Source organism: Amycolatopsis sp. NBC_00348, from assembly GCF_036114655.1.
Classification (GTDB): domain Bacteria; phylum Actinomycetota; class Actinomycetes; order Mycobacteriales; family Pseudonocardiaceae; genus Amycolatopsis.
The window spans coordinates 166,309-184,668 of the sequence record NZ_CP107994.1 but is presented as its reverse complement, the minus strand read 5'-3'; the positions used below and the strand labels follow the sequence as shown (position 1 = coordinate 184,668).

The 18,360-nt window shown below is 71.3% G+C and carries 11 protein-coding genes; 4 read left to right on the top strand and 7 right to left on the bottom strand.

The annotated features are described in order from the left end of the window. Position 1: 1 nt before the first annotated feature. From OHS58_RS00755 to OHS58_RS00740, 4 genes are all read right to left on the bottom strand, one after another. Complete coding sequence (locus tag OHS58_RS00755) at positions 2-1,459, bottom strand: amidohydrolase (RefSeq protein ID WP_328646805.1); 1,458 nt, start codon at positions 1,457-1,459, stop codon at positions 2-4. A gap of 234 nt (positions 1,460-1,693) precedes the next feature. Continuing rightward, positions 1,694-3,268: an ABC transporter permease gene (locus tag OHS58_RS00750; protein WP_328646804.1), complete on the bottom strand. Its 1,575-nt coding sequence runs from the start codon at positions 3,266-3,268 to the stop codon at positions 1,694-1,696. Beyond that, the gene (locus OHS58_RS00745; RefSeq protein ID WP_247055349.1) at positions 3,265-4,173 is read right to left on the bottom strand and encodes an ABC transporter ATP-binding protein; all 909 of its coding nucleotides are present in this window, start codon (positions 4,171-4,173) and stop codon (positions 3,265-3,267) included. Before OHS58_RS00745 ends, OHS58_RS00750 begins: the two co-directional genes overlap by 4 nt. Before the next feature lie 2 nt (positions 4,174-4,175). Then, positions 4,176-4,805 carry a TetR/AcrR family transcriptional regulator gene (locus OHS58_RS00740; RefSeq protein WP_328646803.1) on the bottom strand — a complete coding sequence of 210 codons (630 nt, stop codon included), beginning with the start codon at positions 4,803-4,805 and terminating at the stop codon, positions 4,176-4,178. Between the two features lie 236 nt (positions 4,806-5,041). Between OHS58_RS00740 and OHS58_RS00735 the strand changes: the two genes are divergently transcribed. Further along, positions 5,042-8,278 (top strand): S8 family serine peptidase, encoded by a 3,237-nt coding sequence (locus OHS58_RS00735; protein WP_326959326.1) that lies wholly within the window; start codon positions 5,042-5,044, stop codon positions 8,276-8,278. Between the two features lie 184 nt (positions 8,279-8,462). After that, positions 8,463-9,881, top strand: a complete 1,419-nt coding sequence (locus OHS58_RS00730; protein ID WP_328646802.1) for a discoidin domain-containing protein — start codon at positions 8,463-8,465, stop codon at positions 9,879-9,881. Here the strand turns inward: OHS58_RS00730 and OHS58_RS00725 are convergent. Beyond that, complete coding sequence (locus tag OHS58_RS00725) at positions 9,869-11,032, bottom strand: ROK family transcriptional regulator (RefSeq protein WP_328646801.1); 1,164 nt, start codon at positions 11,030-11,032, stop codon at positions 9,869-9,871. The two genes, OHS58_RS00730 and OHS58_RS00725, sit on opposite strands and share 13 nt — an antisense overlap. 98 nt (positions 11,033-11,130) lie before the next feature. On the opposite strand from OHS58_RS00725, the gene xylA reads away from it, so the two are divergent. Beyond that, on the top strand, positions 11,131-12,279 hold the full coding sequence (gene xylA, locus OHS58_RS00720; RefSeq protein ID WP_326943407.1) for a xylose isomerase: 1,149 nt from the start codon (positions 11,131-11,133) through the stop codon (positions 12,277-12,279). Between the two features lie 104 nt (positions 12,280-12,383). Continuing rightward, positions 12,384-13,115: an SDR family oxidoreductase gene (locus OHS58_RS00715; protein ID WP_328646800.1), complete on the top strand. Its 732-nt coding sequence runs from the start codon at positions 12,384-12,386 to the stop codon at positions 13,113-13,115. A gap of 65 nt (positions 13,116-13,180) precedes the next feature. Here OHS58_RS00715 and OHS58_RS00710 read toward each other — a convergent pair whose 3' ends face one another. Then, positions 13,181-17,059 (bottom strand): carbohydrate-binding protein, encoded by a 3,879-nt coding sequence (locus tag OHS58_RS00710; protein WP_328646799.1) that lies wholly within the window; start codon positions 17,057-17,059, stop codon positions 13,181-13,183. A gap of 299 nt (positions 17,060-17,358) precedes the next feature. Then, complete coding sequence (locus OHS58_RS00705) at positions 17,359-18,360, bottom strand: sugar phosphate isomerase/epimerase family protein (protein ID WP_247055364.1); 1,002 nt, start codon at positions 18,358-18,360, stop codon at positions 17,359-17,361.

Below are 18,360 nucleotides of genomic sequence, written 5' to 3'. Positions count from 1 at the left end.
GTCAGGACTGGTGCGTGACGTGGCCGCCCAGGATCGTCGCCGTCACCGGGAGGCGGCGAAGGTCCTGCGGTGACAGGGAAGCCGGGTCCGCCGCCGTCACCATCAGGTCCGCGACGTCGCCCACCGCGACGCCGCGGCGGCCGCCCGAGGCCGCCGCCAGCGCGTCGGCGAACGGGATCGACTGCTCCGGGTGCCACGGCGGGCGGTCGTCGTCGGTGCGGGAGATCGCCGACGCGATGCCGTCCCACGGGTCCAGCGGCGCGACCGGCGCGTCGGAGCCCAGTTCCAGGCGGGCGCCCGTTTCCAGCAGGGAGCGGTAGGGGAACGCGCGCGCCGTCCGGCCGGTCCAGTGGCGATCCGCGACGTCGCGGTCGTCCGGCTGGTGGGCCGGCTGGACCGCCGCGACGACGCCGAGGGCCGCGAACCGCGGGACGTCCGCGGGCGAGAGCAGCTGGGCGTGCTCGATCCGGCCCGGGCAGCCGACCTCCTCGAACGCGTCCAGGGCGATCTTGTTGGCCTGGTCGCCGATCGCGTGGACCGCCGGGAGCAAGCCGTGATCGGACGCGCGGCGCATCAGCGGCACCAGCTCGGCCGGCGGGAGTTCCAGCAGCCCCAGCGAATCCCCGCCCGGGTACGGGTCGTGGCAGTAGGCCGTGCGGGTGTTGAGCGAGCCGTCGACGAAGAGCTTGAACGGGCCGACCGTGAGGAGCCCGCCGGAGCCCGGGAGGACGTCGTCCGTGCGGTGGCCGCGTTCGATGGCCTGGTCCAGCAGGTACCGGGCGATGACGCAGGAGACCCGCGCCGCCGGGGTGCCGCGTTCCAGCCGGCGCAGCCAGTCCGTGACGGTGTCGGCGTACTCGTAGTCGACGATCTGCGTCACCCCGCGCGCGGCCGCCGCGCGCACGGCTTCGGCCACCCACTGGTCCTGGACGTCGACGGCGGCCGTGGGCAGCTCGGCCGTCGCGCTCATGCAGTCGTTCTCCAGCAGCACGCCCGTCGGGTGCTCGCGCCCGATCAGCTTCAGCGCCGCCGGGCTCAGCCACAGCGTGTGCAGGTCCGCGCTGAACAACGCCACCGCGCGCCCGGGCAGCGCGCGCTGCAGCAGCTCCTTGTGCGGCTTGTCCGGCCAGAGCGCGTCGCGGAAGCCCGCGCCCACGACCAGTTCCGCCGGCTGCGACGGCGTCGCCAGCAGGTGCGCCAGCAGCAGCTCGACCGTCTCCCCCGCCGACCGCGCGGCTTCCAGCGGGATGCGGCGGCGGGACGTGGCCCACTGCACGACGTGGACGTGCGCGTCGACCAGTCCCGGCAGCAGCGTGCCGCCGTGGCCGTCGACGATCCGGGCCGCGAAACCGGCCGACCCGGGCTCGGTGATCGAGGCGACGCGGCCGTCGGTCACGCGCACGTCCGCGAGCTCGCCGCCGAGTCCCGGGCGCACGCGGCGCAGCAGAAGATCGTCCATGGCCCTACCTTGCCAGGCGGGTCACGTCCGGGTGAAGCACAGCGTGAGATGGGAAATTTCTGGGTATTAGCTACCGTTGAAAGAGATGGCAGCCGTCGCCCGCCGAAGGGTCAGGGCCGGTCCATGGGCGCCGCCTTCACAAGCCGCGCAGGGTTCGACTCCCTCGGTTGCCGCCGAAGTCCGTGAATGCCACATCGAGGGACCTAGTGTCTCTCAATGTGGCATTCACGGCGTTCAGCCCACCGGCATGTCGCGGCGGCGCAGTGCGGCCAGGCCGGCGGTGCCCGCCGCGGCGGCGATCAGCACCAGCCAGAGCAGCGGGGTCACCGAGAAGGTGCCGCCGGGCAGCCGTGGCAGGTGCTGGAACGGTGAGATGCCGAGCACGACGTCGTTCCACCGCAACGCCGAGCCGACCAGCGACAGCAGCAGGAACGCGCCCAGCAGCCCCCACGCCGCCGCCGCGAAGCGCGGCAGGAAGCCGGTCAACGCCGCCGCGAGCCCGGCCAGGACCCACACCGCGGGCAGCTGCGCCAGGGCCGCGGGGATCAGCCGCGCGCCGTCGCCGGAGGCCAGCCCGGTCGCCAGCCCCGTCACCGCCAGCACGAACGCCGGCCCCAGCAGCGCGAACACCAGGTGCGCCGCCGCCCAGCCGAGCCGGCCGACGGCCGTGGCCAGCACCGGTTCCGCCCGGCCGGCCGCTTCCTCGGCGCGCAGCTTCAGCGTCGCCTGCACCGCGTAGCCCGCCGCCGCGAGGCCGAACAACGTCATCGTCCCGGCCAGGTAGGCGTCCATCACCGCGCCCCCGCCGCCGAGCCGCGCGAAGACGTCGGCGACGGCTTTGTTGTCCCGCACCATGTCCGAGACGTTCTGCGCGACGCCGCCCATCAGCAGCCCGACCAGCGCGAGGCACACGGTCCAGACCAGCAGCGTCCCGCGTTGCAGCCGCCAGGCCAGTGCCAGTGGCGAGCGCAACGACGCCTTCGCCGCGGGACGCCCGAGCCGCGCGGGCAGCAGCGCCGCGCCGAGGTCCCGGCGGGCCGACAGCCCGGCCGCGGCGACCACCAGCAGGCCCGTGGAGACCAGGCCCAGCAGCAGCACCCACCACCGCTCCCCCGCGAACGGGCGCAGCCGGTGCGCCCAGCCGATCGGCGACAGCCACGCGAGCCAGCCCGCCGAGCCGCCGGTCGTCTCGCTGCTGTCCCCGGCGGCACGCAGCAGGAACGCCAGCACCAGCACGCCGATCCCGATGCCCCGGGCGCCGCTCGCGCCCCAGGTGAGCTGCGCGACGACCGCGCCGACGGCGGCGAAGACCCAGCCCGTCATGGTGAAGCCGAGCCCCAGCGCCAACGCTCCGGCCACCGGCACGCCCTGCGCGGACAGGCCGAGCGCGACCAGCAGGCCGTAGACCAGGCCCGCGCCGCAGGCGGCGAGCACGGCGGCGACGAGCCCGGCGTGCCGGCCGACGACGGTCGCGCCGGTCAGCTCCCGGCGTCCCGCTTCCTCTTCGGTCCGGGTGTGCCGGACGACGGTGAGCAGCGCGATCAGCCCGACGACGACCGGGATGAACCCGCACTGCCAGGCCAGCAACTCCCCGGCTGAAGGGCCGTACAACGGGCCGTTGCGGACGGCGAACGTCGCGCTGCCGACGTTCAGGTCGTAGAAGTGCTGCCGCGCCGCGGCGTCCGGGTACGCGGCCTCGATCGACGACAGGTAGCCCAGCGGCGCGACCGTCAGCACGACGATCCACAGCGGCATCAGGAACCGGTCGCGGCGCAGCACCAGCCGCAGCAGCGACCAGGTGCCGGTCATCGCGCCGCTCCGACCGGCTCGTCGTGCTGGTAGTGGCGCAGGAACAGCTCCTCGAGCGTCGGCGGGCGGCTCACCAGGTTGCGCAGCCCGGCGTCGGCCAGGTGCCGCATCACACCGTCCAAAGCGGACTGGTCGACCGACAGGTGGACGTGCGAGCCGTAGGTGCTCAGGTCGTGGATCCCGGGCAGCGAAGCCAGCTCCGGCGGGACGCGCACGAGCGAGGCGTCGATGGTGATCCGGCCCAGGTGCCGCAGCTCGTCGAGCGTGCCGGACTCGACGGTCCGGCCGGCGCGGATGATCGTGACGCGGTCGCACAGCGCCTCGACCTCCGAGAGGATGTGCGAGGACAGCAGCACGGTCCGGTCGCCGCGGTCGCGCTCTTCCTCGATCACCTGGCGGAAGACCTCTTCCATGAGCGGGTCGAGCCCGGACGTCGGCTCGTCGAGCACCAGCAGCTCGACGTCGGACGCCAGCGCGGCGACCAGCGCGACCTTCTGCCGGTTGCCCTTGGAGTACGTCCGGCCCTTCTTGCGCGGGTCGAGGTCGAAGCGCTCGACGAGCGCGTCCCGGCGCCCGGCGTCGAGCCCGCCGCGCAGCCGGCCCAGCAGGTCGATGACCTCGCCGCCGGTGAGGTTGGGCCAGAGCGTGACGTCGCCCGGCACGTACGCGAGGCGCCGGTGCAGCTCGGTGGCGTCGCGCCAGGGGTCGCCGCCGAGCAGGGTGGCCCGGCCGCCGTCGGCCCGCATCAGCCCCAGCAGCACGCGGATCGTGGTGGTCTTGCCGGCGCCGTTGGGTCCGAGGAACCCGTGCACCTCGCCGGTGTGGACGGTCAGGTCGAGCCCGTCGAGGGCCTTCGCCGCGCCGAACGCCTTGGTGAGGCCGGCGGCGGTGATCGCTTCGGCCATGGTCATTCCTTCCGGGAGTTCTTGGCCAGCGCTTCGCGGGCCTTCTCGAGCAGTTCGGGGGTGGCGAGCGGATGGGTGAAGATGTGCCCGGCGGCGGCCATCATGCGGAGCATCGCCTCGGGGGTGCCGGGCTCCTCGCCGAGCGCCCGCGCGATGTGGTCCTGCAGGATCATCAGCCCGCCGGTCATGGCGGTGAGCGCGGCCGCGGCCGCCCGCGGATCGGGCACGTCGAGCCCGGAGTCGACGAAGTACTGCTCGGTACCGTCGACGATCTCGCGGAACTGCTCGGCGGCCGCGTCGGAGCCGTCGATCATGCCGCGGCCCACGTAACGGCGGTAGAGCAGCTGACGGGCGTCGAACGTCGGGATGAACCCCGGGTTCGCGTGGCCCTTCTCCAGCGCCTCCTCCTTGAACCGCATCAGCTCGGCGAAGACGTGGGTGTCGCAGGCCTTGCGCAGCCCGTCCTTCGAGCCGAAGTGGTGCCTGATCAACCCGCCGGAAACGCCCGCGGCCTGGGCGATGTCGAGGATCGACGTCTTCTCGGCGCCTTGCTCGGTGAACAGCCTGATGGCGGCGTCGCGGATGCGGGCGCGCGCGGTGAGGTCCTCGAAGGCGGGACCACTCTCGGTCATGGAACGGCCTATCTCTCGACGCAGCTTGCTACACGTGAATGTAGCCCCCTATACGTACATATAGCAAGGTGGGCACATCACGCCGCGACGTCGCATCCGGTTGCCTCCTAACCGGTGATCCCGTTAGGCCATTCGGCCCGCAACCAATTGCGGGTAATGGGCTAAGTGTCTTATTGCTGCGGATCATCCCGCGATGTGTACTGCTCGCAAGCATCTCTTCACGAAGGGCTCACGCAGTGACACAGCTCAGATCCAGCTGGAGACGGCGGGCCGGGATCACCGTCCTCGCCACCGCTCTCGGCGCCTCCGTCCTCGGCATCGCCGTCCCGGTGGCGTCCGCCCAGCAGGCCCCGCTCACCGCCGGGGCCGCCGACGGCAGCAAGGCCCTCGACGAGCACGACCGCACGCTCGTCGCCGAAGCCGAGAAGGCCGGCAAGCCCGACGTGACCCTGCTGGTCGCGGCCGAAAAGGGCCAGACCGGCGCCGCCGTCAACGAGCTCAAGGCCCTCGGCGGGGTCGTCCAGTCCACCGACAGCAAGCTCGACTACGTCAAGGTGAGCATCCCGACCGGCAACGCCGGCAAGGCCGCGAAGCTGAAGTCGGTCAGCGCCGTCGACGTCGACGGGCTCATCGTGCGCGACGACCCGAAGCCCGACGGCACCGTGAACCCGCTGCCGCAGCCGGCGCCGGGGAAGAACACGCCGCGCGTGAACCCCTACCTCCCGACCGGTGACACCTACGCCGCGCAGTTCGGCCAGGTCCTGCCCAACTGGGACGGCAAGGACACCACGGTCGCGGTGCTGGACTCCGGCGTCGACCTCGACACCCCCGCGCTGGCGAAGACCAGCCACGGCGAGCGCAAGATCGTCGACTGGTACAACGCAAACGCCACCAACTCCGGTGACGGCACCTGGGTCGCGCAGTCGACCCAGACCTACACCGGCACGTTCACCGCGAACGGCAAGAGCTGGACGGCCCCGGCCACCGGCGGCCCGTACACGTTCGGCTCGTTCAGCGAGACCGCGGGCGACCTCGGTGCCGCCGACAGCGAGACCGGCGGTGACATCAACCGCGACGGCGACCGCGCCGACTCCTGGGGCGTGCTGCTCGACCCGGCGACCAAGCAGGTCCGCGTCGACCTCAACGGCAACGGTGACTTCACCGACGAGAAGCCGATGACCGACTACAAGACCAACTACGACGTCGGCTTCTTCGGCACCGACAACCCGGCGACCGACATCGCCGAGCGGATGGCCTTCGTCGTCCAGACCGACAAGCCGGGCTTCGTCGGCATCGGCATCGCCGGCGCGGAGCACGGCTCGCACGTCGCGGGCATCGCCACCGGCAACGACCTGTTCGGCGGCAAGATGGACGGCGCGGCCCCGGGCGCGAAGGTCCTGGCCGTTAAGGTCTGCCTCACCGGCGCGGCCTGCACCTCCAGCGGCCTGATCGACGGCGTCGTCTACGCGGCCAGCCACGGCGCGGACGTCATCAACATCTCGATCGGCGGCCTGCCCTCGCTCAACGACGGCAACAACGCCCGCGCGGAGCTCTACAACCGCACGATCGCCGAGTACAACGTCCAGATCTTCATCTCGGCCGGCAACAGCGGCGCCGGGGCGAACACCGTCGGCGACCCGTCGGTGGCCACGGACGCGATCTCGGTCGGCTCGTACATCACCAAGGAGACCTGGCTCGCGGACTACGGTTCGAAGACCCAGGCGCCCGAGTCGATGCACCCGTTCTCCTCGCGCGGCCCGCGTGAAGACGGCGGCTTCAAGCCGGACATCGTCGCGCCCGGCGCGGCGATCTCGACCACCCCGCGCTGGGAGGCGCCGGGCCCGGTGGCCGGCACCTACAGCCTGCCCGCCGGTTACGCGATGCTGCAGGGCACGTCGATGGCGTCGCCGCAGGCGACCGGTGCGGCCGCACTGCTGGTGAGCGCGTACAAGGCCACGCACAACGGCCAGCGGCCGCCGGTCGCGCAGCTGCGCTCGGCGATCAAGTCGACCGCCCGGTTCGTGCCGGGCATCGACGCCTACGCCCAGGGCGCGGGCCTGTTCAACGTCCCGGCCGCGTTCGTCGCGCTGTCGCTGAACCCGAAGCCGGACGCCGTCGCGACGTCGGTCGAGGTCCACACGGTGCAGTCGAACCTGCTGGCGACGCCGAACACCGGCGTCGGCATCCACGACCGCGAGGGCGTGACCACCGGCAAGGCCTACACCCGCACGTACACGCTCACGCGGACGTCTGGCTCGGCCAACCCGGCGCTCTACTTCGCGCGGTGGGTCGGCAACGACGGCACGTTCTCCTCGGCGGGCACCGTCGCGGTGCCGCTGAACAAGCCGGTGACCTTCCAGGTCAAGGTGAACCCGAAGAACGCCGGGGCGCACTCGGCGCTGCTCTACCTGGACAACCCGCTGACCATCGGCGTCGACGTGCAGACCCTCAACACGGTCTTCGCGCCGCAGGAGTTCACCGCCGCCAAGGGTTACCAGGTCGACGTCGCCGGCAAGATCGCCCGCAACCAGGCGACCAGCTACTTCGTGAAGGTGCCCCAGGGCGCCAGCGCGCTGAAGGTGGACCTGGACGCCGGTGCCGGCGCCCCGGGCAAGGGCCAGGTGCGGTTCCTGCGCTACGACCCGACCGGCGTGCCGGCCGAGGCGAGCACGTCCACGACGTACTGCTACCTGCCCGACGCGGGTGCGGGCTGCCCCGGCGGCACGCCGACCAGCCGGACGTTCGCCAACCCGCAGCCGGGGGTCTGGGAGATCGTCGTCGAGGCGCGCCGGACGTCCGATGTGGACAACGCGGCGTTCAAGCTGAGCGCGTCGGTGCTCGGCACGACGATCACGCCGAACCCGGACACGATCGCGGCCGCCACGCTGAACACGCCGATCGCGCGGTCCTACACCGTGACGAACACCCTCGGCGCGTTCACCGGGCACCTGCTCGGCGCCACGCTGGGCAGCGCGAAGGTGGCGCGGCCGACGATCGCCGAAGGCGCGCAGGCGCAGTACCAGATCGCGGTGACGCCGGGCTCGACGTCGCTGACGGCCACGATCGGGAAGACGTCCGACGTGGGCGCCGACCTGGATCTGGTGCTGTACAACTGCACCACCGGCACCTGCGTGGTGGCGGGCCAGAGCGCCGACGGTGACTCCGAGGAGTCGGTGACCATCGCCAACCCGGCGGCGGGCACCTGGGTCGCGCTGGTCGACGGTTACGCGGTGCCGGCCGGCACCACCGAGTACGACTACGTCGACGTGTTCACCAACCCGGCGTTCGGTTCGGTCGCCCTGACCGACCCGGTCGCGGCGCACGCCTCGGGCAGCACGTGGACGGTGCCGGCGACGGTCACCGCCACCGCCGCCCCGGCGCCCGGGCGCGTCCTGCGCGGTCAGCTGACCGTGCAGACCGACACCGGTGTCACGGTCGGCAGCTCGCTGGTGCAGATCAACGCCGTGAGCTAGTTCCGTCCCGCTGAACGGAAACCGCCCCGGGTTCGCCCGGGGCGGTTTTCGCTTTCCGAGCAGCGTTCCGGGTGGTTCCGGGTGGGTTTCCGACGCAAGTTTGCGTATGTCGGTGGAAGTGTTGCGGGATTTCGCGTGGCGTCCGTATGGTCTGGAACACCCCGAATCCCCCGAGAGGGTCCCCATGCGACGGATTTCGACGCTGTTCGCCGCACTTCTCCTGCTGGCGGCCACTTTGCCGGGAGCCGCGCACGCCGCGGCGCTCTCCACCCGGACCCACTTGTTCTACTACCCCTGGTACGGCAACAGCGGCGGCGTGTACCGCCACTGGGACCAGGGCGGGCACACGCCGCCCGCCGACATCGGCGCGAACTTCTACCCGTCGCTCGGCCCGTACGACTCCGGTGACTTCACCGGCGCGGTCGAGCAGCACATGCGGTGGATCGAGCAGTCCGGCGCCGGGGTGATCGTCTACAGCTGGTGGGGCCAGGGGTCCTATGAGGACGGTCTGGCCGCCGGCGTGCTGGCCGCCGCGGCCAGGCACGGGATCAAGGTCGCCTGGCACCTCGAGCCCTACAGCGGCCGGACGGCTTCGTCGACTGTCGCCGACATCGGGTATCTGACCAGCCGCTACGGCTCGAGCCCGGCGTTCTACCGCGACGCCGAGCACGGGAACCGGCCGGCGTTCTACGTCTTCGAGAGCCTGCGGATCACCGACTGGACGGCGCTGGACCAGGTGCGCTCGTCGGCGATCGTGCTGGCGCAGACGACGGACACGAGCAAGGTCGCGCACTTCGGCGGGATGTACACCTACGACGCCATCGCCGGGGCGACCGCGCCGGGCTGGCGCGACGCCGGCGCGTTCTGCGCGGCGAACGGCCTGGTCTGGGCGCCGTCGGTCGGGCCGGGCTACAACGACGACCGCGCGGTGCCGGGCAACACGACCCCGACGCTGGCGCGGGACAACGGCGCCACGTACGACCGCGAGTGGCAGAACGCGCTTTCCCCGGCGGTGGGCGGAAATCCGGACTGGGTCTCGGTGACGTCGTTCAACGAATGGCACGAGGGCTCGATCATCGAACCGGCGCGGTCTTCACCGCCGTCATCGGCGTACGAGACGTTCGCGGGCGCTTACGGGACGTCGGGCGCGGCGTCGGAAACCGCTTACCTGGACCGGACGCGCTACTGGGCATCGCAACTCGGCGGTCCCCCGCCGGCTTCGCCCAACCTCGCGTTCGGCAAGGCCGTCTCGGCGACTGGTTCGCAGGGCGGGTTCCCGCCGGGCAACGCGGTGGACGGAAACGCGTCGAGCTACTGGGAAAGTACGAACAACGCGTTCCCGCAGACGGTGACCGTGGACCTGGGCTCGGCCGTCACCGTGGGGCGGGTGGTGCTGAAGCTGCCGCCGTCGTGGGGTTCCCGGACCCAGACGATCGCGGTGAACGGCGGCGCCCCGGCCGGGTACGTCTTCGATCCGGCTCAGGCCAACTCCGTGACGATCACCGTTCCGCCGACGTCGCAGCGGTACCTGAAGCTCACCTTCACCGGCAACACCGGCTGGCCCGCGGGCCAAGCGTCCGAAGTGGAGGCTTACGCTTCCTGAACCCGCACCAGGAACGGCGCCGGGTCGGCCAGCACGCGGTGCACGACCCGGCCCGCCGCACCGAGTGTTGCGGCGTCGCCGCCCAGGCGTGAGGCCGTGAGCACCGGTGGTGCGCCGCGGAGGCCGCCCAGCCGGGTGGCCAGGACCTCGGCCACCGGCTCGGCCAGCCACGGGTACAGCTGCGTAAAGACGCCGCCCAGCACGATGCGGTCCAAGTCCAGCAGGTTCACCGCCGACGTCAGTGCGACGCCGAGGGCGCGGCCGGCGGCGTCGCACGCGGCCAGGGCGACCGCGTCGCCGCGGTCGAGGGCGGCCAGGAGTGCGGCCACCGTCGGGGTGTTTCCGGCCGTCAGCAACGCTTCCTGGCCGGCGTAGGTCTCCAGGCAGCCGTTGCCGCCGCAGCGGCAAGCCGGGCCGCCCGGCGTCACGACCACGTGGCCCAGCTCGCCGGCCAGCCCCCGGGAGCCGGCGAACAGCTCGCCGTTCACCACCAGGCCCGCGCCGATGCCGACCTCGCCGGAGACGTAGAGGAAGTCGCGCTCGCCGTCGCCGTACCAGAGCTCGCCGAGCGCGGCGAGGTTCGCTTCGTTGTCCAGCTCGACCGGGACGGGCAGGCGCAGCAGGTCGGCCGCGCGGACGTCCTGCCAGCCGAGGTTGGGGGCGCTGAACAGCACGCCGGCGCCGACCGGGCCGGACACCGCGAGCACCGCGCCCGCGAGGTCGAGCCCGAGGCGGCGCGCGTCGGTGATCGCCTCCCCGGCGAGCGCCTGCAGCTCGGCCAGCACCTTCTTGGGCCGGGAGCCGCGGTTGTCGCGGTCGCGGCGGGCGGCGAACCGGACCGCGCCGGTGAGATCGAGCACACGCACGGCGAGGTAGTCGACGTTGATCTCCAGGCCGAGGGACGCGATCCGGGCGCCGCTGAGGACGACGTCCACACCCGGCCGGCCCCGCTCACCCGCGCGGGCGGGTCCGGTTTCAGCCAGCAAACCGGCGTCCACCAGGTCGCCGACGAGCTTCGAGACCGTGGACTTCGTCAGCCCGGTCAGCTCGGCGAGGGCGGCCCTGGTCAGCGGACCGCCGCGGCTGGCCGCGCCCAGCACGACCTCGAGGTTGCGGGCGCGCATCGAGTCGTGCCGCACGGCCTGGGTCATCGTGTCCCTCCTGCCGAGCACTCTATCCGGGCTCTTGACGCCCGGGACCGCCGCGGCGCATATTTAGTCTACAACGTGAACTAAATGAAGGGACAGTCATGGACGACTACGCCCCCCAGGCGGCCGACAAGTTCACCTTCGGCCTCTGGACCGTGGGCTGGCCGGCGAACGACCCGTTCGGGGTCGCCACACGGCCTGCGCTGGACCCGGTGGAGAGCGTGCACCGGCTGGCGGAGCTGGGCGCCTACGGGGTGACGTTCCACGACGACGACCTGCTGGCCACCGAACCCGACCGCGACAAGGCGATCGAGCGGTTCCGCAAGGCGCTCGCCGAGACCGGGCTCAAGGTGCCGATGGCCACGACGAACCTGTTCACCCACCCGGTGTTCAAGGATGGCGGCCTGACCAGCAACGACCGCGACGTCCGTCGTTACGCGCTGCGCAAGGTGCGGCGCAACATCGACCTGGCGGCCGAGCTGGGCGCGCAGACCTACGTCGTCTGGGGCGGCCGCGAGGGCGCCGAGTCCGACGGCGCGAAGGACGTCCGCGCGGCGCTGGACCGGTACAAGGAGGGCCTCGACGCGCTCGCGGAGTACGTCGTCGAGAAGGGCTATTCGCTGCGGTTCGCGCTGGAGCCCAAGCCCAACGAGCCGCGCGGCGACATCCTGCTGCCGACGATCGGGCACGCGCTCGGCTTCATCTCGCAGCTGGAGCGCTCGGAGATGTTCGGGCTCAACCCGGAGGTCGGGCACGAGCAGATGGCCGGGCTGAACTTCGTGCACGGCATCTCGCAGGCGCTGTGGCAGGGCAAGCTGTTCCACATCGACCTCAACGGCCAGCACGGCCCGAAGTTCGACCAGGACCTGATCTTCGGCCACGGCGACGTGAAGAGCGCGTTCTTCCTCGTCGACCTGCTGGAGAACGGCGGCTACGACGGCCCGCGCCACTTCGACTACAAGCCGCTGCGCACCGAGGACACCGAGGACGTCTGGGTCTCGGCGGCGGCCAACATGCGGACGTACCTGATCCTTCGCGAGAAGTCCCGCAAGTTCCGCGCGGACCCCGAGGTCGTGGAGGCGCTGGCGGCGTCCCGCGTCCCAGAGCTGTCGACCCCGACGCTGGCCCCGGGCGAGTCCCTGGACGACCTGCAGAAGGACGACTTCGACGTCGAGGCGGCCGCGGCCCGCGGCTACCACTTCACGCACCTGAACCAGCTGGCGCTGGAGCACCTGCTCGGCGTGCGCTGAAAGCCGTGAAGGCCTCCTTCCCGGCTCTTATGGCCGGTAAGGAGGCCTTCACGGACCTCCGTTCGGCGGACCCGCGGGGCCGGGCGGCTGCTTACGATCACCGCATGACAGTCGCCTTGGTCACCAACGTGACGCAGTACGCGGGCCCCGCCGGTGCGACGGCGCTCGCCGCCGACGGGTTCACCGTGGTCTGCCACGACGAGACGTTCTCCGATTCCGAAGTACGCGGCAAGTTCGTTGCCGAGAACCCGGAGCTGACGCCGATCGCCGAGCAGGAGCCCGAGGCGATCCTCGCCGCCGCGCGAGAGCACGGCCGCGTCGACGTCGTGCTGAGCAACGACTACGTGCCGCCCTCCGCCGTCCAGAAGCCCTTCGACGGCGCACCTCTCGGCGACCTCGAGTTCCTGATGCGGGAGCTGGTGTACCGGCCATTCGAGCTGATCCAGGCCGCCACCCCGGCGATGAAGGAAGCGCGCACCGGCCGGATCATCCTGGTGACGTCGGCGGCCGCTGTCCGGCCACTCGCCACCGCGGTCCTCTACAGCGCGGCGCGTGCCGCGGCCACCACGCTGGTGACCGGGGCCGCCAAGGCGCTGGGCGAGTACAACATCCAGTTCAACGCCATCGGCCCGAACTGGTTCGAGAACCCGACCTACTTCCCGCCCGGGCTCTGGGAGTCCGACGCCGAGCTGCGCGCGACCGTCGCCAAGGAGGTCCCGCTCCAGCGCCTCGGCCAGCAGGAGGAGATGGGCGCGCTGATCGCGTTCCTCGCCTCGGGCAAGGCCACCCCGGTGACGGGCCAGTTCTTCGGCTTCACCGGCGGCTGGCTTCCCTGACCCCAAGTCCGTGAATGCCACATTGAGAGACATAGTGTCCCTCAATGTGGCATTCACGGACTTTCCTAGGACACCGTCAGGGTGTCGATGTCGAACAGGGAACCCGCGCCGCCCCGGAAGACCAGGTGGAGCGGACCCGTGCCGGACGACACCGTGGTGGTGACCGTCTGGAACGTCTCCCAGCTGCCCGTGTTCGGCACCGAGACCGTGCCCAGCAGGGCGCCGGTCGCCGAACCCGCGCGGATCTCGATCGTGCCGCCGGCGCCCGCCGACGAGACGACCGCGCTGAACCGCGTGATCCCGGCCGTGCTCACCGAAGCGAACCCGGCCCAGTCACCGTTCTCGATGTAGCCCAGCGTCTGGCCGCCGCTGGCCGGCGCGTGCAACGCGATCTGCACACCCGAACCCGACGTGAACGACTCACCCTCCACTGTGGACCCGGCGCGGACACCGCAGTCCGCCGAGACGACACCGGCCGCGTAGCGGATCCCGCCGACCAGCTCGGCGCGGAACGCACTGTCCGAATAGGACTCGATCGTGTGGCCCAGGCCGGTGTAGAACGCCCGGCCGCTGCCCTGCGGGTGGCACCACGTGATCGGGTGGTCGGCGCCCATCTCGCCGCCCGTGTAGCTCGACTCGTCCAGCGTCTGCAGGACGTGCACCTGACCGCGCGGGTTCGTGCGGTAGTTGTACAGCTCGTCCGTGCGGTTCCAGACGGCCGGCAGGTGCGCGGTCGCCGGGTTCGTGCGGTCCTCGGTGACGAAGTTCGCCGCCTGGATCGCCGGGTGGCTCTTGAACCACGCCCCGACGAGCTGCCCGTACCACGGCCAGTCGTACTCGGTGTCGGCCGCGGCGTGGATGCCGAGGTAGCCGCCGCCACCGTTCACATAGGACTCGAACGCCGCCTGCTGCGTCGCGTCCAGGACGTCACCGGTGGTCGAGAGGAACACGACCGCCTTGTACGCGGCCAGCGAAGACGCCGTGAACACGGACGCGTCTTCGGTCGCCGTGACGCCGAAGCCGTTGGCCGTGCCCAGTTCGCGGATCGCCTGGATCCCTGCGGGGATCGAGTCGTGCCGGAACCCGGCGGTCTTCGAGAACACCAGCACGTTGTACGCGGGATCCACCTGGGTCGGCATGCTGCTCAGGCTAAACGAATCCACGTCGAACAGGGAACCGGAACCGCCGTGGAACACCAGGAACAACGGCCCGGAGCCGCTAGTCACCGACGTCGTGACGTTCTGGAAGACCTCCCAGTCCCCCGTCGAAGGCACCGAAACCGTGCCCAGCAGTGTCCCCGTCGCCGAACCCGAGCGGATCTCGATCGTGCCGCCCGGACCGGCCGACGACACCCGCGCGGTGAACGTCCGCGCGCCCGACGTGCTCACCGACGCGTACCCGGCCCAGTCGCCGTTGTCGATGTAGCCCAGGGTGTTCCCGCCGCTCGCCGCCGCGTGCGCCGCGGCCTGGACGCCGGACCCGGACGTGAACGACTCACCCTCGATCGACCCCGCCTGCGTGCCGGTGGCGAAGGTGAACGAGTCCAGGTCGAACAGGTTGCCCTGCCCGGTGACGCCCTTGAACACGAGGTACAGCGACGTCGACCCGGACGGCCGGTTGGCCAGGGCCGTCGTCACGTCCTGGAACGTCTCCCAGCCACCGGTGTTCGCCACGGTCATCGTGCCGAGCAGGGTGCCGGTCGGCGAACCCGCGCGGACCTCCAGCGTGCCGCCGGGGCCGCCCGAGGAGACGTGCGCACTGATCGACGTCGCGTTGCCCAGCGCGTACGGCGCGAAGGAGATCCAGTCGCCGTTGTCGGTGTAGCCGACCGTGCGACCGCCTTCCGCAGATCCGTGGTCGGCGAGCTGGACCCCGGACTGCGCCGAGAAGTGCTCGCCCTGGCGGTGCCGCGGTTGCAGCTTGTGGACGCTGTGCGAGACGAGGCCGCCGTTGTCGGTGTACTGCGCGTCGAAGACGCCGAAGATGTTCGCCGCGGCGTCGTGCTCACCGTCGACCGGGACGGCGATCGAGCCGCTGCACCCGGTCGCCTGGGTGATCTGGTGCTGGTGGCTGTCGTGGCCCAGGAGGTAGGTCACCTTGACCTTCGAACAGTCCAGCGCCCCGTCCTCCGGGTCGCTGCCGGTCACCTGGAACGGCACGGTGTCGCCGAAGGAGAACAGCTGCCCGTCGGCCGGCGTGGTCAGGTTCACCGTCGGCGCGGTGTTCCCGACCGTGACGACCAGGCTCGCGGTGCCGGTGAGGCCGGCCGGGTCGGTCACCGTGAGGCTCGGTGAGTACGTCCCGTTGGTGGTGTAGGTGTGCGTCGGGTTCGCCGCCGTCGACGTCTGGCCGTCGCCGAAGTTCCAGCGGTAGGTCAGGGCGCCGCCTTCGGGATCGCTGCTGCCCGCGGACGAGAAGGTCACGGTGAGCGGGTTCGGCCCCGACGTCTTGTCGGCCGCGGCTTTCGCGACCGGGTTACGGTTGGTGCCCGCGAGGTACTCGACCCGGTACAGCGCCTGGTTGTCGCTGCCGGTGCCGTAGTCGAGGACGTACAGCGCGCCGTCCGGGCCGAAGGCCATGTCCATGACCTGCGTGCCGGTCCACGGGAAGTTGTCGATCGTGCCGCGGCTGCCGTCGGCGTTGACGGTCACCGCCTTGATCCACTTGCGCCCGTACTCCCCGGCGAAGAACTTGCCGTCGAGGGACTGCGGGAACTTCACCGTGGACGTCGAAGCGGCGTCGTACCGGTAGACCGGCCCGCCCATCGGCGACTCCGAGCCGCTGCCGAACTCCGGCGGCGACCCTTCGTCACCCGCGTACTTGATCCACGCGGCCTTCGGCACCGGCAGCTTGGCGACGCCGGTGTTGCGCGGCGAGGAGTTCGTCGGCCCGCCGGCGCAGTCGTACTTCGCGCCGGACGGCCCGCTCGGGAAGGTGTAGTGGTTGTACGACTCGGTCGTCGTGTTCGAGCCGGTGCAGTAGGGCCAGCCGAAGTTGCCCGCGCTGGTGATCCGGTCGAACTCGACCTGGCCCTGCGGGCCGCGGTTGGCGTCGGTGACACCGGCGTCCGGGCCGTAGTCGCCCAGGTAGACGACGCCGGTCGCCTTGTCGACACTCATCCGGAACGGGTTGCGGAAGCCCATGCCGTAGATCTCCGGCCGGGTGTTCGCGGTGCCCGGCGCGAACAGGTTGCCCGACGGGATCGTGTACGTCCCGTCGGCCTGCGGGTGGATCCGCAGGAGCTTGCCGCGCAGGTCGTTCGTGTTGCCGGCCGAGCGCTGCGCGTCGAACTGCGGGTTGCGCGTGGTGCGTTCGTCGATCGGCGAGTAGCTGTCGGAGGAGAACGGGTTCGTGTCGTCGCCGGTGGTCAGGTAGAGGTTGCCGGCGGCGTCGAAGTCGATGTCACCCCCGACGTGACAGCACTGGCCGCGGTCGTTCTGCACGGCCATGACGACCTTCTCGCTGGCCAGGTCGAGGGTGTTGTCCGTCTTGAGGACGAACCTCGACAGGTGCAGCTCGCCCTTGAACGGCGCGAAGTCGGCGGCGGTGCCGTCGGTCGGCGCGTCACCGTCCGGTGTGGACAGTCGAGGCGAGAAGTAGAGCCAGACGTAGCGGTTGGTGGCGAAGCCGGGGTCGGCGGCGACGCCCTGGAGGCCTTCCTCGTCGTGGGTGTAGACGTTCAGCTTGGCCGCGACGGACGTCGCGCCGGCCGCGGTGGTGACGCGGACGGTGCCGTCGCGGGAGGTGTGCACGACCGAGCGGTCGGGCAGCACGGCGAGCGACATCGCCTCGCCGAGCTCGGCCGCGCCGGTGGCGAGGGCGACCTGCTGGTAGTCCGCGGCGGGGATGTCCGCGCGGGCCGGGGTGTCGAGGGTGAGCAGGAGGCCGGCGCTCAGTGTCGCGGCGCCGAACAGCCTCGCCCACTTCGGTGGGGACGGAGACATGCTGGTTCCTTCCTGAATTTGAGCGTGCTTCGCCCCGGATTGGCGCGAAGCCGGTTTCGATCACCTTCCGACGGGGCTGGCGGCCACCCGTGCACAGAAGTCTCGGGCGCGTGCCGGTCCTCCCGGCGCGCGTGCTCGGCGGGTCGGCCGGCGTACCTGGACGGTCGGCCGGCGTACCCGGAGGGTCGGCTCGCGTGCCGGACCGGCCGGCACGCGTACTCCGATGGACGACACACGTGCCTGGACGGACGACACGCGTGATCAGGGGGTCGACACGCGTGATTCGCGCGCCGGCACGGCTACTTCGAGGAGAACGCGGCGTCGAACGCCGCGGTGGGTGGGGTGAAGTTGAGCTTGCGGACGAACTCCAGGGCCTCGGGCGCGCCGGTCAGGCGGTCCATGCCGGCGTCCTCCCACTCGATCGAGATGGGACCGGCGTAGCCGATGGCGTTGAGCATGCGGAAGACGTCCTCCCACGGGACGTCGCCGTGGCCGGTGGAGACGAAGTCCCAGCCGCGGCGGGGGTCGGCCCACGGGAGGTGGGAGCCGAGCCGGCCGTTGCGGCCGTTGAGCTGCTTGCGCGCCTCCTTGCAGTCGACGTGGTAGATGCGGTCCTTGAAGTCCCACAGGAACCCGACCGGGTCGAGGTCCTGCCAGACGAAGTGCGACGGGTCGAAGTTCAGCCCGAACGCCGCCCGGTGCCCGATCGCCTCCAGCGTCCGGACGGTGCTCCAGTAGTCGTAGGCGATCTCGCTCGGGTGCACCTCGTGGGCGAACCGGACGCCGACCTCGTCGAAGACGTCGAGGATCGGGTTCCACCGCGTGGCGAAGTCCGCGTACCCGCGTTCGATCATCGACGGCGGCACCGGCGGGAACATCGCCACCGTGTGCCAGATCGACGAGCCGGTGAAACCGACCACAGTGGACACTCCGAGCTTCGCCGCGGCGCGGGCGGTGGCCTTCATCTCCTCCGCCGCCCGCTGCCGGACGCCCTCGGCCTCGCCGTCGCCCCAGATCCGCGCCGGCAGGATGGCTTCGTGCCGTTCGTCGATCGGGTGGTCGCAGACGGCCTGGCCCACCAGGTGGTTCGAGATGGTCCACACCTTGAGGTCGTACTTGGCCAGCGTGTCCAGCTTCGCCTGGACGTAGCCGTCTTCGGCGAGCGCCCGGTCCACCTCGAAGTGGTCGCCCCAGCAGGCGATCTCGAGGCCTTCGTAGCCCCAGCCGCTCGCCAGCTCGCACACCTCCTCGAACGGAAGATCGGCCCACTGTCCGGTGAACAGCGTCAACGGTCGTGCCAT